Source organism: Halobacterium sp. KA-4 (assembly GCF_021028995.1).
Taxonomy (GTDB): Archaea; Halobacteriota; Halobacteria; order Halobacteriales; family Halobacteriaceae; genus Halobacterium.
The window spans coordinates 113,845-128,587 of sequence record NZ_JAJJZG010000001.1 but is presented as its reverse complement, the minus strand read 5'-3'; the positions used below and the strand labels follow the sequence as shown (position 1 = coordinate 128,587).

The 14,743-nt window shown below is 70.8% G+C and carries 13 protein-coding genes; 9 read left to right on the top strand and 4 right to left on the bottom strand.

Annotated elements, in window-relative coordinates; translation table 11 throughout:
• The first annotated feature begins 26 nt into the window (after positions 1 to 26).
• Both dapF and LPA44_RS00640 read left to right on the top strand, forming a co-directional pair.
• Entirely contained in the window at positions 27 to 845 is an 819-nt protein-coding gene (gene dapF / locus LPA44_RS00645; RefSeq protein ID WP_230887674.1) for a diaminopimelate epimerase, read from the top strand.
• Positions 838 to 1,908 (top strand): M20/M25/M40 family metallo-hydrolase, encoded by a 1,071-nt coding sequence (locus LPA44_RS00640; protein WP_230887673.1) that lies wholly within the window; start codon positions 838 to 840, stop codon positions 1,906 to 1,908. The genes dapF and LPA44_RS00640 overlap by 8 nt, the downstream gene beginning before the upstream one ends.
• Here LPA44_RS00640 and LPA44_RS00635 read toward each other — a convergent pair.
• A complete protein-coding gene (locus LPA44_RS00635; RefSeq protein WP_230887672.1) occupies positions 1,905 to 2,117 on the bottom strand; it encodes a zinc ribbon domain-containing protein in 213 nt (70 codons plus the stop codon). The two genes, LPA44_RS00640 and LPA44_RS00635, sit on opposite strands and share 4 nt — an antisense overlap.
• A 79-nt stretch (positions 2,118 to 2,196) precedes the next feature.
• Between LPA44_RS00635 and LPA44_RS00630 the strand changes: the two genes are divergently transcribed.
• Positions 2,197 to 2,409, top strand: a complete 213-nt coding sequence (locus tag LPA44_RS00630; protein ID WP_230887671.1) for a hypothetical protein — start codon at positions 2,197 to 2,199, stop codon at positions 2,407 to 2,409.
• Here the strand turns inward: LPA44_RS00630 and purB are convergent, their stop codons facing one another.
• Positions 2,410 to 3,786: an adenylosuccinate lyase gene (gene purB / locus LPA44_RS00625; RefSeq protein ID WP_230887670.1), complete on the bottom strand. Its 1,377-nt coding sequence runs from the start codon at positions 3,784 to 3,786 to the stop codon at positions 2,410 to 2,412.
• Between the two features lie 168 nt (positions 3,787 to 3,954).
• Between purB and LPA44_RS00620 the strand changes: the two genes are divergently transcribed.
• Positions 3,955 to 5,565 (top strand): formyltransferase family protein, encoded by a 1,611-nt coding sequence (locus tag LPA44_RS00620; RefSeq protein ID WP_230887669.1) that lies wholly within the window; start codon positions 3,955 to 3,957, stop codon positions 5,563 to 5,565.
• Between the two features lie 208 nt (positions 5,566 to 5,773).
• On the top strand, positions 5,774 to 8,203 hold the full coding sequence (folP, locus tag LPA44_RS00615; protein ID WP_230887668.1) for a dihydropteroate synthase: 2,430 nt from the start codon (positions 5,774 to 5,776) through the stop codon (positions 8,201 to 8,203).
• On the opposite strand, the gene LPA44_RS00610 is transcribed toward folP, so the two are convergent.
• Positions 8,204 to 9,271, bottom strand: a complete 1,068-nt coding sequence (locus LPA44_RS00610; protein ID WP_230887667.1) for a glycosyltransferase family 4 protein — start codon at positions 9,269 to 9,271, stop codon at positions 8,204 to 8,206.
• 99 nt (positions 9,272 to 9,370) lie between these two features.
• Here LPA44_RS00610 and LPA44_RS00605 point away from each other — a divergent pair, with 99 nt between their 5' ends.
• The 4 genes from LPA44_RS00605 to LPA44_RS00590 all read left to right on the top strand — a co-directional run bounded on the left by LPA44_RS00605 (position 9,371) and on the right by LPA44_RS00590 (position 13,659).
• Entirely contained in the window at positions 9,371 to 11,164 is a 1,794-nt protein-coding gene (locus LPA44_RS00605; protein ID WP_230887666.1) for a S9 family peptidase, read from the top strand.
• 30 nt (positions 11,165 to 11,194) lie between these two features.
• On the top strand, positions 11,195 to 11,374 hold the full coding sequence (locus tag LPA44_RS00600) for a hypothetical protein (protein ID WP_230887665.1): 180 nt from the start codon (positions 11,195 to 11,197) through the stop codon (positions 11,372 to 11,374).
• Positions 11,375 to 11,534: 160 nt separating this feature from the next.
• Complete coding sequence (locus LPA44_RS00595; RefSeq protein ID WP_230887664.1) at positions 11,535 to 12,587, top strand: M48 family metallopeptidase; 1,053 nt, start codon at positions 11,535 to 11,537, stop codon at positions 12,585 to 12,587.
• 37 nt (positions 12,588 to 12,624) lie between these two features.
• The gene (locus LPA44_RS00590) at positions 12,625 to 13,659 is read left to right on the top strand and encodes a lysylphosphatidylglycerol synthase domain-containing protein (RefSeq protein WP_230887663.1); all 1,035 of its coding nucleotides are present in this window, start codon (positions 12,625 to 12,627) and stop codon (positions 13,657 to 13,659) included.
• Here the strand turns inward: LPA44_RS00590 and LPA44_RS00585 are convergent.
• The gene (locus tag LPA44_RS00585) at positions 13,656 to 14,714 is read right to left on the bottom strand and encodes an NAD(P)-dependent glycerol-1-phosphate dehydrogenase (protein WP_230887662.1); all 1,059 of its coding nucleotides are present in this window, start codon (positions 14,712 to 14,714) and stop codon (positions 13,656 to 13,658) included. The two genes, LPA44_RS00590 and LPA44_RS00585, sit on opposite strands and share 4 nt — an antisense overlap.
• Positions 14,715 to 14,743: the final 29 nt, after the last annotated feature.

Genomic DNA, 14,743 nt, shown 5'->3' with positions numbered 1-14,743 from the left:
CACAGCCCACACCCGGCCCAACAACGATGATTCCCTACGAACGATACCACGGCACCGGCAACGACTTCGCAATCGTCGACGCGTCGAACTACGTCCCCGACCGCGGGGCGTTCGCCGAGCGGCTCTGCGCCGACCTCGGCATCGACGGCGTGCTGTTCCTCGCGCTGGAGGACCGCTACACGCCGCCGCGTGCGGTGATGACGCTGCGCCAGCCCGACGGCTCCACCGCCGACATGTGTGGGAACGGCGCGCGCTGTGCGGCCCGCTGGGTCGCCGAGCAGACGGGCGCGGACGCCGTGATGCTGGACACGCAGGCGGGGACGCGGCGCGCGGACCTCGACGGCGCGGAGGTCACCGTCGAGATGGGCGAGCCGTCGTTCGCGCCCCGCGACGTGCCGGCGTTCCGCGACGAGCCGATGGAGCGCGAGGAACTCGCGGGCTACGAGGTCACCGCCGTGAACACGGGCGTCCCCCACGCCGTCGTGTTCGTGGACGACGTCGACGACGTGGACATCGAGGCGGCCGCGCCCGACATCCGCCACCACGAGGCGTTCCCGGACGGCGCGAACGTCACGTTCGCGTCCCCGGACGGCGAGGACGCGTTCCGCCAGCGCACGTTCGAGCGCGGCGTCGAAGGCGAGACCGACTCCTGTGGCACGGGCGCAGTCGCGGTCGCTGCCGTCGCGCGCCGCGAGGGCCGCTGCGGGGACCGGGTCGCGGTCCGACCACCGGGCGGCGAACTCCACGTCGACCTCTCGGGCACCACGGCGACGCTGCGCGGCCCGACCGAGCACGAAGTCGACGGGGAAGCCGAGGTCGTCTCCGCGCGCCAGCTCGATGCCTGACTCGTTCTCCGTTCTGGACTTCCACGAGCGCGCCGTCCGCACGCCCTCCCACGAGGACGTCACGGAGATGCGCGAGTTGCTCGTCGCGACGCTGCGCGAGCACGGCGACGACCCCGCGGTCGACGACGCCGGGAACGTCCTCGCGTCGAAGGGAACTGGGGAGCCCCACGTCGTCCTGAACACGCACATCGACACCGTGCCGCCGCACGTCGACTTCGCGCGGGACGGCGACGTTGTCGAGGGCCGGGGTTCCTGCGACGCGAAGGGGCCGCTGGCCGCGCTGCTCGCCGCATTCTTCGCCGTCGACGCCGACGAGGGGAAGGTAACGCTCGCGATTACGCCCGACGAGGAGACGGACTCCATGGGCGCAGCCGCGCTCGACCTCGACGCCGACGGGTTCATCGTGGGCGAGCCGACGAACCTCGATGCGTGTACCAGCGCCCGCGGGCGCTTCCAGGGCACCGTCGAACTCGCGGGCGAGGGCGCACACGCCGCCGAGCCCGAGACGGGCGCGAACGCGGTCGCCGCGGCCGAGCAGGCGCTCGAAGCGGTCCGGACGTACGACGCTGCTCGGGGCGCTGCCGAGCACCCCGAACTCGGGCCGCCGACGCTCACGCCCACGCGCATCGTGGGCGGGGACGCCGCGAACCGCGTGCCCGACGACTGCACCATCGTCTTCGACCGGCGGACCGTCCCGCCGGAGACGCAGACGGAGTTCTTCGACGGCTTCGCGGCGCACGTCCGGGAAGAGGTCCCGGAGCACGTCGGCGTCGCGGTCGAACCAGCCGAGCGAGAGACACCGTTCCTCGAAGCGTTCGACACGCCCGACGACAGCGCCGTCGTCGAAGCGCTCGTCGACGCGGGCGCCGGGAGTCCGCGGCCGTTCGGCGCTGCGACGGAAGCCTCCTACTTCGCCGCGGACGCACCAACGGTCGTCTTCGGGCCGGGCGTGCTCGCCGACGACGAGGGACCGGTCGCACACGCCCAGCGCGAGTACGTCCACCGGTCGGACGTCGAGCGCGCCGCCGAAATCGTCACGGACGCGCTGGACGCGCTGGTCTAACCGAAGAAGACGTCCGCGAGGTCGGTGCCGCGCGAGGCGACGTCCGCGTACAGTTCGGTGTACCCGCAGGACGTGCAGGTCACGGTCTGGAAGTTGTTCGTCTGGATGTCGAAGAGTTTGGAGAGCCCGGAGCCGGTCGCCGAGATGGAGCCGACGTCGACTTCGTCATGACCGCACTTCGGGCAGCCGTCGTGTTCGTTCGGGGACACGCGTGGCCGGTGCGCGGCGCCGCGGCATAAGTTTTCAGGGCCACAACACACTTCGGTCGGCGAGCACTCGGCTGCCACCGTGACACCGCTCGCGCTCTCGCGGTTCTTCCTCGGCGTCGCCGGCGTCGCCTACGGCACGGCACTCCTCGTCGAGCCGAGCGTGCTACGGGACGTAGTGGCGCGCGTGTTCGACGTCGAGCCTCGGGAACTGTCGGAGAGAGCGGCGCGCTGGCGGCGGGCCGCGGGCGCAGCACTCGTCGCCGCCGGCATGTTCCTCCTCGTGTTCGCGTAGTCAGGCGTCGCGCGCGATGTCGCCGGCGACGCCGGTGTACGACGCGGGCGTGAGCGCGAGCAGTTCCTCGCGGACCGACTCCTCGACGTCCAGCTCCGCGAACAGGTCGTGGAAGTCCTCGATGGTGACGCGCTCGCCGCGCGTGAGTTCCTTCACGCGCTCGTAGGCGTCGCCGTGGCCCTCGCGGCGGAGAATCGTCTGGACGGCCTCCCCGATGACCTCGGGGTTGGCTTCGAGGTCCTCGCGCATGACTCGCTCGTTGGGCGTGACCTTCGCGAGCCCGTTCTGGAGTTTCGTGTACGCGAGCAGGCAGTACGAAAGCGACGCGCCGATATTGCGCTTCACCGTCGAGTCCGAGAGGTCGCGCTGGAGGCGGCTCGTCGCGAGGTACTCCGAGAGGAAGTCGAGGTCGCTGTCGGCCTTCGAGAGGTTGCCCTCGGCGTTCTCGAAGTCGATGGGGTTGACCTTGTGCGGCATCGTCGAGGACCCGGTCTCGGACTTCGCTGCTTCCTGCCCGAGGTAGCGCTGGGAGACGTACAGCCAGACGTCGCGCGAGAGGTCCAGAAGCACGCCGTTGACGCCCGTGAGCGCGTCGAACAGGGCGCCGAAGTCGTCGCTCGGGTTCACTTGCGTCGTGGGTTCGACGTACGACAGGCCGAGGCCTTCCACGAAGTCGCGGGAGAACGCGCGCCAGTCGACCTCGGGGAACGCGGCGTGGTGGGCGGCCCACGTGCCGGACGCGCCCGCGAGTTTCCCCGCGAGGCCGCCGCTGGCCGCTTCGACGCGCGCGATTGCGCGGCCGAGGCGGGCGGCATAGACGGCCATCTCCTTGCCGAACGTCGTCGGTGTCGCGGGCTGGCCGTGGGTGCGCGCGAGCATCGGAAGGTCGGCGTAGTCGTGTGCGAAGTCGACGAGCGCGTCCCGTACCTCGCGGAGTTCCGGCACGAGCACGTCCTCGACGGCGGGCTTGACGAGCAGGCGGTGCGCGGGGTTGTTGACGTCCTCGCTGGTGAGCGCGAAGTGAATCCACGGATGCGCGCGCTCCGGCGCATGCTCGCGGACGAAGTACTCGACAGCCTTCACGTCGTGGTTGGTGGCGTCGTAGCCCCGCGCGCCCTCGGTCTCGATTGTCTTCACGAGCGCCGCGTCCTCGTCGTCGAACGCCTCGTAGGCTTCGCGGAGCACCTCGCGCTCCTCGTCGGTGAGTTCGAGGTCGACCGCATCGAGGTCGGCGAGCGCGAGCAGGTACTCGACTTCGACGCGGACGCGAGCGCGCATCAGCGCCGCCTCGCTGGCGTACTTTCGGAGCGGTTCGGTGCGGCCCGCGTAGCGGCCGTCCAGCGGCGTCACGGCGTGGAGGGCGTGGGTGTCGGTCATGCCTCGGAGTGGCCGCGCTCGCGGCAAAAGCCTGCCGGTCGAGCGAACCACGAGCGTGCATACACTCACGGTAATACTGGCGACAGTCGCGCGTTTCTATGCCAGTTCGTGCATACTTCCCGGGCGCGAACCGCAACCACTTTGCCCGCGGACGCCGGTCGGTGGGACATGACGAACGTAGCCGGTCTGGCCAGCAACCGCGGCCGAAACCTCCTGCACATCGACGACCTGCGGCCCGGCGGCGCCGACCTCGCCGTCGTGCTCGCGGACGATCCGGACGCGCCCGTCCTCGACGCGGCCGACGCTCGGGGCATCCCCACGGAAGTCGTCGAGCACCGCGACGACGAGTTCCGGCGCGACCACGAGCAGCGCGTCGTCGACGCCCTCGACGAGTACGACGTCGACCTCGTCTGCCTCGACGGCTACATGCGCGTGCTCTCGGAGGTGTTCCTGAAGGCGACGCCGCTCACGCTGAACGTCCACCCGAGCCTCCTGCCGTCGTTCCCCGGCGCGGACGCCCACGAGCAAGTACTCGACGCGGAGGTCTCCGTGACGGGCTGCACGGTCCACGTCGTGACGAACGCCGTCGCCGACGACGGCAGCGTCCGCACCGAAGACGTCGACGCCGGCCCCGTCATCACGCAGGAGCCGGTCCCCGTCTACGCGGACGACGACGAGAGCGACCTCAAGGAGCGCGTGCTCTACGACGCCGAGTTCGAGGCGTACCCGCGCGCCGTGCGCTGGGCCGCGAACGGCGACCTCGACGTCACCTCTGAGGGCGTCACCGTCGACGCTGACACGGGCGGCGACTTCCCGGTGCGCCGGCTCGTGAGCAACGACCGCGATAGCGACCTGCGCTACGGCGAGAACCCCCACCAGGACGCCGCGCTCTACCGCGACGACACCTGCGAGGAGGCCAGCGTCGTCCACGCCGACCAGCTCAACGAGGGCGCGAAGGCGCTCTCGTACAACAACTACAACGACGCCGACGGCGCGCTCAACCTCATCAAGGAGTTCGACGAGCCCGCCGCCGCCGTCATCAAGCACACCAACCCCGCGGGCGCCGCGGTCGCTGACACGCTCGCCGAGGCCTACGCCGACGCGCTCGCCACGGACGCCAAGAGCGCGTTCGGCGGCATCGTCGCACTCAACCGCGAGTGCGACGAGGCGACCGCGGAACTCGTCGTCGACTCCTTCAAGGAGGTCGTCGTCGCGCCCGGCTACACCGACGCCGCGCTCGACGTGCTCACCGCCAAGGACAACCTCCGCGTGCTCGAAACCGGCCCGCTCGGCGAGGTCACCGAGACCATCACGGAGAAGCCGCTGGTCGGCGGCCGCCTCGTGCAGGAGCGGGAACTCTGGGTCCCCGAACGCGACGACCTCGAAGTCGTCACGGAGCGCGAGCCCACCGAGGACGAATTCGAGACGATGCTGTTCGCGTGGCGCGTGCTCAAGCACGTCAAGTCCAACGGCATCCTCTTCGCGGACGGCACCGAGACCGTCGGCCTCGGCGTCGGGCAGGTCTCTCGCGTGGACGCCGTCGAACTCGCCGCGAAGAAGGCCGAACGGGACGCCGACGGCAAGAATGCGGAGGGCGCCGTGATGGCCTCCGACGCGTTCTTCCCGTTCCCGGACGGCATCGAGGCCGCCGCCGACGCGGGCGTCGAAGCCGTCATCCAGCCCGGCGGCTCCGTCAACGACGAGGACGTCGTCGAGGAAGCGAACGAGCACGGGATGGCGATGGTGTTCACCGGCCACCGCACCTTCAGACACGACTGAGTAGCCTCGTTTTCGGAGGAGAGTGGAGCGCCAGCGGACTGACACAGGTGAAGGGGGCAGTTGGGGTGGGGATTGGGGGCCGGTGACGCTCCGGTTGCGTCGTCGCCCGCCGGTATCAAGTCCTTTCTGGAGAGTCAAACGGCTCTTTGAGAGACGCCCCAGTCCCGGGTCCGACAGCCTAAAGCGGGCCGCCGCGCTCGAAACGGGTATGCGATACGACGAGGCGGCGAACTTCCTGCTGGACCTCCGCCGCTACCGGCCCAAGCCCGGGACGGACTCGACGGCGGACCTGCTGGCCGCGCTCGACGACCCCCACGAGGGCCCGCAGTACGTGCAGGTCGCGGGGTCGAACGGGAAGGGGTCGACGGCGCGGCTGCTCGAATCCGTGCTCCGGGAGGCCGGCCTCGGCGTCGGCCTCTACACGTCCCCGCACCTCGACGACGTGCGCGAGCGCGTCACCGTCGACGGCCGCCGCATGTCCGAGGCGGCGCTGACGGAGTTCGTCGAGGCGATTCGGCCGCGCGTGAACGAGCGCGCCGCGAACGGGAACGCGCCGACGTTCTTCGAGGTAGTGACCGCGATGGCGCTGTGGCAGTTCGGCCGCGAGGACGTCGACGTCGCCGTCCTCGAAGTCGGCATCGGCGGGCGCTTCGACGCGACCAGCGTCGTCGACCCGGTGGCGAGCGCGGTGACGTCGGTGAGCCTCGAACACACGAGTGTGCTCGGAGACACCGTCGAGGAAATCGCCCGCGACAAGGCCCACGTCGCGCCCGAACCGAACCCGCTTGTCACGGCGACGACCGGCGACGCCCTCGCCGCAGTCCGCGACCACGCGGGCGACGTGGTAACCGTCGGCGACGACGGCGACGTGCGCGCGACCTACGAAGGCCGCACGAACCACACGGAGGCGGCGGTCTCGCTGTCGGGAGATGGCTGGTCGGTGGACGCCCAAATCCCGCTGCTCGGCTCGTTCCAAGCAGCGAACGCGGGCGTCGCCGCGACGCTCGCGCGACAGGTCGCGGACGTGGACGAGGACACCCTCGAACGCGGCCTGCGGAAGGCGTACTGGCCGGGGCGCTTCGAGGTGATGAGCGCGGCCCCGGTGACCGTGCTCGACGGCGCGCACAATCCGGCGGCCTGCGAGGCGCTCGCCGGGACGCTCGCGGAGTTCGACTACGAGAACCTTCACTGCGTGTTCGGCGCGATGCACGACAAGGACCACCGCGGGATGGCCGACGCGCTGCCGACGCCCGACCGCGTGTGGGCGTGCGAGCCCGACTCCGAGCGCGCCGAAGACGCGGACGTGCTCGCGACCGTCTTCGACGAGGCAGGCGCGGACGTGACAGTCACGCGCTCGGTCGAGGCGGCGCTCGACGACGCGCTCGACGCCGCGGGCGAGGACGACCTCGTGCTCGTCACGGGGTCGCTGTTCGCGGTCGCCGAGGCCCGCAAGCGCTGGACGCGCACGAACGTCCAGAAGGACGTGGACAGTCTCGACGACTCGCGGGACGTGCTGGAGGGCGCGCACGTCACGCCGCCGGGCGTCTGGCGGATGCGCGCGAAGGGCGTCCACCGCGTCGTGGAGACCCGCGTCCAGAAGCGCCAGGCCCAGTACCTCAAGGAGGAGATGCTGAGTCTCGGCGGCGAGTGCTCGCTCTCGGGGCTGAACGCCCAGCCGCGGGGCTACCTCGACGCCGTGCTGATGGGGACGCTCGCGCAGTTCAAGCGCCTCGCCGAGAAACTCGACGGCCAGCCCTACGGCCTCTCCGTGTACGCCGACGAAGTCCGGGAGACGCTGGGCATCCAGACCGAGCCCGCGACCCACGGCTACCCCTGGGAGGACGGCACCGCTGTCATGGGCATCCTGAACGTGACGCCGGACAGCTTCCACGACGGCGGCGAGTACGAGGCCGTCGAGGACGCCGTCGCGCGCGCCGAGGCGATGGTCGACGCGGGCGCGGACGTCATCGACGTGGGCGGCGAGTCCACGCGGCCGGGCGCCGACCCCGTCCCGCTCGAAGAAGAACTGGACCGCGTCGTCCCCGTCGTCGAGCGCATCAGTGACCTCGACGCCATGATTTCCGTGGACACGCGCAAGGCCGAAGTCGGCCGGCAGGCCCTCGAAGCGGGCGCGGACATCCTGAACGACGTGACCGGCTTAGAGGACCCCGAGATGCGGTTCGTCGCCGCCGAGTACGACGCGCCGCTCGTGGTGATGCACTCCATCAACGCGCCCGTCGAACCCGGCGACGAGGTCCACTACGACGACGTCGTCGACGACGTCGTCGACGAACTCACCGAGCGCGTGCTGCTCGCGGAGAAGGCCGGCCTCCCGCGGGAGAAAATCGTCGTCGACCCCGGCCTCGGCTTCGGGAAGTCGACGGCGGAGAACTTCGAAGTGCTGGACCGCACCGACGAATTCCACGCGCTTGGCTGCCCTGTGCTGATTGGCCACAGCCACAAGTCGATGTTCGGTGCGGTCGACCGCTACCCCGAAGAGGGCGGCTACGCGACGGTCGCGGGCACGGCGCTGGCGGCCGAACGCGGCGCGGACATCGTGCGCGTCCACGACGTCGAGGAGAACGTTGCGGCAGTCCGGGTCGCCGAGCGGACGCGACGCGGCACGGACGACGAGTAATCAGAGCAGGCCGGCCTGTTCTTGCGCTTCGCGGTAGACGTCGAGGTACGCTTCGAGGAAGTGCTCGTGGTCGTAGTCGGCGAACGTCTCGTCGACGGCCATGCGTTCGAGGTTGCCGGCCGCGACCAGGCACTCCGTAATCTCCTCGTCGTTGGTCGCGCGGAACCCCCGGTCGTACGTCTCGACGAGTTCGTGGGCGCTGGACTCGGCGTGGTACTCGACGATGCCGACGCAGCCGCAAGCGAGCGCGCGCAACAGATCGAGGCCGAAGGAGGTGCGTTCGGCGGTGTGGACGTAGACGTGAGCGTCCTTGAACAGGCGGACGCGCTCCTCGACGCTCTTCTCGCCGACGAACTCCACGCGGTCGTCGATGCGGAGGTCCCGCGCCTGGCGCTCGTAGCCCTCACGAGCCGGGCCGTCGCCCACGACAGTGCAGTTCCAGCCGTACTCGCGGAACTCCGCCAGCGCCAGGAACAGGGATTCGAGGTTGGCGTCCTCGTCGAGGCGGCGGCTGAACACGATGTCGCCGGCGTCGGCGGGTTCGACGGTTCGAATCCCCTTCATGTCGATGCCGGTGGGGACAACGCGGACCTCGTCGCCGTTCGCGCCGCACTCCCGGGCGCTCGTCTTCACGGTGCGGGACGGCGTGACGACGGCGCTGGGCTTCCGCGCGGCGTAGCGGTACGCGCGACCGCGCAGGCCCTCGGTTGTGTCGTGTGGGTCGTACCAGTCCAGAATCAGCGGTGCGCCCGCGAGGAGCGCGCCCCAGCGAGCGCCGTAGACGTGGCCGGGCGTCCGACTCGTCCCGTGGACGACGTCCGGGTCGAGGTTCCGGAGGGCGGCGGCGACCTTCGGCGAGAACCAGCGCTGGCCGCGCTCGGCAGTGACGGCGTGGTACGTCAGGTCCTCGTGCTCGAACGTGTCCGGTTGTCCCTCCCACCACTGCGCACAGCAGACGTGGACGTCGTGGCCGCGCGCTGCGAGCAAGTCCCCCAGCAGGCGCAGGCGGTCGACGTCGTCGGCGTCGACGTGGTGGGCGGTCGTCTCCGAGACGAACGCCACGCGCATACTCGCCGGGACGCAGTACGCCGGTAAAAACGGTTCTGTTCTCGTGGCTCCTGGTTCCGCGACCAGAAGCGCTATCGGCGCTGCGGGGGTGGTTCCGGCATGGCCTACGACATCGAGCGGTACCTGAACATCCGGAGCGCGGGCGGGCCGACGTTCGGGCCCGCGGGCGAACTCGCGTTCACGCTGGACGTCACGGGGTCGAATCAGGTGTGGCGCGTGGACGCCCCCGAGGCGTGGCCCTCGCAGTTGACGTTCCACGACGAGCGCGTGGCGTACGCGTCGTTCTCGCCGACCCGCGACGAACTCGTCTACGCGAAGGACGCCGGCGGCGACGAGTTCTGGCAGCTCCACCGGCTCGCCGCGGACGGCAGCGAGGACGTCGCACTCACCGACGACCCGGACGCGAAACACCAATTCGGCGGCTGGAGCCACGACGGTGACCGCGTCGCGTACGCCGCGAACCGCCGCGACCAGGGTGTGTTCGACGTCTACGTGCAGGGCCGCGACGAGACGGGCGCGGACGCCGACCTGCTCGTGGAAGGCGAGGACTACGACATGCTCGCGGCGGCGGGCTGGAGCCCCAGCGACGACCGGCTGTTGCTCCACGAGAGTCACTCGAACTTCGACGCCGACCTCTACGTGGTCGACGTCGCCTCCGGCGAGGTCACGCACGCGACGCCCTTCGACGAGGACGTGCAGTTCTCCTCGGTCTCGTGGACGCCGGACGGCGACGGCATCTACGTCTGCACGAACTACGGCGCGGACACCCACCACCTCGGCCTGCTCGACCCCGAGACCGGCGACGTCGAGGAGGTCGCCAGCGGCGGCGACTGGCCGCTGGAGTCCGTCGCCGTCGACCACGACTCCGGGCGGCTGGCGTACGTCCAGAACGTCGACGGCTACAGCGAACTCACGCTCGCGGATGCTGAGGGGTCCAGCCTCGACGAGCACCCCGAACCCGACATCATCGACGGCGTGGTGTTCGGGCTGAGCTTCGACAACGACGCCGAGTGCGTCGCCGTGTCGGCCTCCTCGCCGACGGAGAACGGGAACGTCTACGTCGTGGACGTCGCCAGCGGCGACAGCCGCCGCTGGACCGACGCCGCCACCGCGGGCATCCCGAAGGAGACGTTCCGCGAGCCCGAACTAATCCACTACGAGAGCTTCGACGGCCTGGAAATTCCGGCGTTCCTCACGCTCCCCGAAGGCGACGGTCCCCACCCCGTCGTCGTGGACTTCCACGGCGGCCCCGAAGCACAGCGCCGGCCGTTCTTCTCGTCGCTGCGCCAGTACTTCGTGGACAACGGCTACGCCGTCTTCGAGCCGAACGTCCGCGGTTCCTCCGGGTACGGCACCGAGTACATGAACCTCGACAACGTCCGCAATCGGATGGACTCCGTGAAGGACGGCAAGGCGGGCGTCGAGTGGCTCGCCGGCCGCGACGACGTCGACGAGGACCGCGTCGTCGCCTACGGCGGCTCCTACGGCGGGTTCATGGTGCTTGCGTCGCTCACCGAGTACCCCGAGTTGTGGGCGGCGGGCGTCGACGTCGTCGGCATCGCGAATTTCGTGACGTTCCTCGAAAACACGGGCGACTGGCGGCGCGAACACCGCGAGGCCGAGTACGGCAGCCTCGCCGAGGACCGCGAGTTCCTCGAAGCCATCAGTCCCGTCAACAACGCCGACCGCATCCGCGCGCCGCTGCTCGTGCTCCACGGCGCCAACGACCCCCGCGTCCCCGTCGAAGAAGCCGAGCAAATCGTCGAACAGGCCAGCGAGCACGTCCCCACGGAGCAACTGATTTTCGAGGACGAGGGCCACGGCTTCACCAAACTGGAGAACAAGCTCACCGCCTACCGCGCGGTCGTGGACTTCCTCGACGAACACGTCTAACTACTTACGGCGCGGGCGCCACCGTCCGCCATGGAAGTCGACCTGACGAACCCGTGGCTGTTCGGCGCGCTCGTCGTCGCGCTGTGGGTGGCGATGTTCGTGGCAGCCGAACTGCTCGTCCTCGACGGCGACGTCGCCGGCGCGGTCGTCCGCGGGGTCGCCGGCGGGCTCGCGTTCGCCATCGTGTACGCGTACATTCAGCGAGAGTGAGCCCACGTTGAGCGCCCGGTATTCGGTGCCGCACCCGGTAGCGGGTGGGATCGAACGGGGGCTTTCTGGTCGTGCTCTCTCCTCGGCTCACTGCGGTCCTTGCAGACTCCCTCTCCAGTCCGCGACAACTGTTAGTGGGAGCCCGAGTTACCGCCACGTGATGCACGCTGCCGTGGTCCTCGCCCTCCCCGTCGTCGCGTACGCAGCGAGCCGACTCGCCGGCGTCGCTGCCGTCCGTGCGGCGGACCGCGTGACGGCCGCGTCGCGACTGCGGCGCGCGAACCGTCTCCTGCAAGCGGGTGCCGCACTCTTCGGCCTATTCACGGTCACTGATTCACCGCTCGACGACGCGTTCGCGGCCGCGCTCCCCGTGCCCGACGCCGTCGGCGCGTTCGGCGCGCTCGCCGTGACCGTACTCGTCGGTGGCGTCGTCCCGGCGCTCGCCGTCCACCTCGGCACGCGGCCCGCGTGGGCGAGCGTCACCGGGGACGCGACCGACTACGCGGCGACCGTCCGGCGGTTTCTCGGACTCGCGGCCGTGCTCGTCGCGCCCGCGCTGTTCGTCGTCGGCGTGTGGCTGGCCGCTCCGAGCGGGACCACGAGCCTCGTCGCCGTCGTCAGTGCCGCTGCACTCGTCGCCGTCGCGCTCCCGCCGCTCGCCGCGCGCTTCGGCCCCGTGCGAGCGCCGACCGACGCCGAAGCCGCCGTCGTTCCCGCGTGCGCCGACGGTCTCCGCGTGCGCGTCGTCGAGACTGGCAGCCACCCGGTCGCGAACGCCGTCGCCGCGGGCGTGCTGCCCGGTTCCCGGTACGTGTTCGTGACGGACGCGCTGTTCCGCACGCTGGACGCCGGCGCCACGACCGCCGTCATCGCCCACGAGGTCGGCCACCACCGCCGCGGCCACGTCGTCGCGCGGTTCCTCGCTACTGGGTTCGCGCTCGCACCCGTCTTCCTCGTCGCGAACGGCGTCGTGGACGCGTTCGTGCCGGCAGTCGTGCTCTCGTTCGTGTTGCTGCTCGCGGTCGGTCCGCTGGTGCGGTGGACGGAGTTCGACGCGGACGCCTACGCCGCCGCCCACGTCGGCGACGCTGCGATGGAGCGCGCACTCGCCACGCTCGCCGACCGCGGCCTCGTCCCCACGGAGCACTCGCGGTTCGCGCGCCTGGTCTCGTTCCACCCCGCGGTCGGCCGGCGCCGCAGCCGGCTCCGGTGACCCAACCGTTTTTCCTGACTCCCCGCGAGGTGCCACCGTGGACTTCGACCGCCGACGCGTCGCGTTCCGGGTCGTCGTCGCCGTCGCCATCGCCGCCCTGCTGGTCACCGGGGTCGGCTGGGACCGCGTGCTCCGGAACCTCCGCGACGCCAACCTCGCTATCTACGCGTTCGCGCCGCTGGGGGCCGCGCTCGCGCTGCTCGCCGGCGGCGAGGGGACGCGCGTCGCGCTCGGCTTCCCGGTGTGGAGCGTGCGCGGCGCGCTCGCGCGGCGGGCGTTCTACGGCGCTGCCATCGTCCGGAACTTCCTCCCGGCCGGGAACGTCGGCGGCGGCGGGTTCGTCGCGTACACGGTGAGCCGCCACGGCGACGTCACCGTCAGCGAGGCCGTCGCTGGCGTCACCGGCTGGGAGTTCGTGATGATGGTCGCGTCGTCCGTCGTCGGCGGCGTCGGCGTACTCGGCGTCGTCGCCGCCGGGCAGGACCCGGCGGGAACGGTCGGCCTGTTCGTCGCGTTCGGTGCGGTGCTGGCAGCCATCGCCACGGCCGGCGTCGTCCTCGAAGCCTACCGCGAGGCCGTCGCTGCCGTCGTCACTCGGCTCGCACTCGCGTTCGAGCCCGTGTTGGCGCGCGTCGTTCCCGGCCACGACGTGCGCCTCGACGCCGGACGTGTGCGCCGCGGTCTCGACGAGTTCTTCGCGACGCTGAGTCGGCTCACCGCGGACCGCTCGCGGTTCGTGACCGTGCTCGCCGCGGCCCACGCCGCGTGGCTCTGCTGGATAATTCCGCTGTTCGTCAGCCTGCTCGCGGTCGGCGTGGTGGTGTCGCCCGCGGTCGTGATGGTCGCGGTGACGGTCTCCGGATTCGCGCGCGCCGTCCCGCTGCCCGCCGGCATCGGCCCAGTGGACGTCGCGCTCGGCGGCGTGCTCGTCACCCTCACGCCGCACTCGCTGGGCGAACTCGCGTCCGCACTCGTGCTCTACCGGTCGAGCATGGTGCTCGTGCAGGTGATGGCGGGCGGGCTCTCCCTGTGGACGCTGGACGTCGCGGCGACCGGCGAACTCGCCGACTAGATGACGCCCGTCCTCGTCGCGGCTTCGACGGCGGCGTCCTCGCTGATGCCCGACCCCAGAATCGTGTAGCGGTCCCGAATCTCGTGGGCGGACGTCAGCGCCTCCAGCACTTCCTCGTCGGTGACGCCGAGCCCGTCCGCGGTCGTCGGCGCGTCGAGGGACGCCAGCGCGTCCCGGACCGACCGCCACTCGCCCTGCTCGCCCGAGTGGAGGTACTCCGCGAGAATCGAGCCGACGCCCACCTGGTGGCCGTGGAGGGCCTTCCCGGGCGCGATGCGGTCGAGCTGGTGGCTGAACAGGTGCTCGCTCCCCGACGCGGGCCGCGAGGAGCCCGCGATGGACATCGCGACCCCCGAGGAGACCAGCGCCTTCATCACCATCCACGCGGACTCCTCCAGTTCGGGTTTGATGGAGTCCGCGCTGTCGACGAGCATCTCTGCGGTCATCTGACTGAGCGCGCCCGCGTACTCGCTGTACGGCACGTTCTGGAGGCGGTTCGCCAGCCGCCAGTCCTTCACCGCGGTGTAGTTGGAGATGATGTCCGCGCAGCCCGCGGTCGTCAACTCCCACGGCGCGTCCGCGATGACGCCCGTGTCCGCGACGACCGCGACCGGCGGCGCCGCGGCGACCGAGTGGCGGGTGTCGCCCTCCGGTACCGACCCGCGCCCGGAGACGATGCCGTCGTGGCTCGCCGCCGTCGGCACGCTCACGAACCCGACGTTGAGGTGGTCGCTCGCCATCTTCGCGATATCGATTGGCTTCCCACCGCCGACGCCGACGAGGTAGCCGACCTCCATCCCGCGCGCGACGTCGAGCACGTCCTCGACGGCCTCGAAGGTCGCCTCCTCCACGACGACGATTTCGGGGTCGTCGCCCGCGGCCTCGAACTGCGCGACGATGCGGTCGGCGGCCACCTCCCGGGGCGTCTCGCTGGTGACGACCAGCGGCCGCCCCGTCAAGTGGGTCTCGACGACGACCTCCCGGGTCTGCGAGAGTACGTCGTGGCCGAGCACGACGCTCCGCGGGAGGCGAATCCACTTCGACTTCTCGAACATGTCCAAGCCTCGCCCGGGGACGAGTAAAA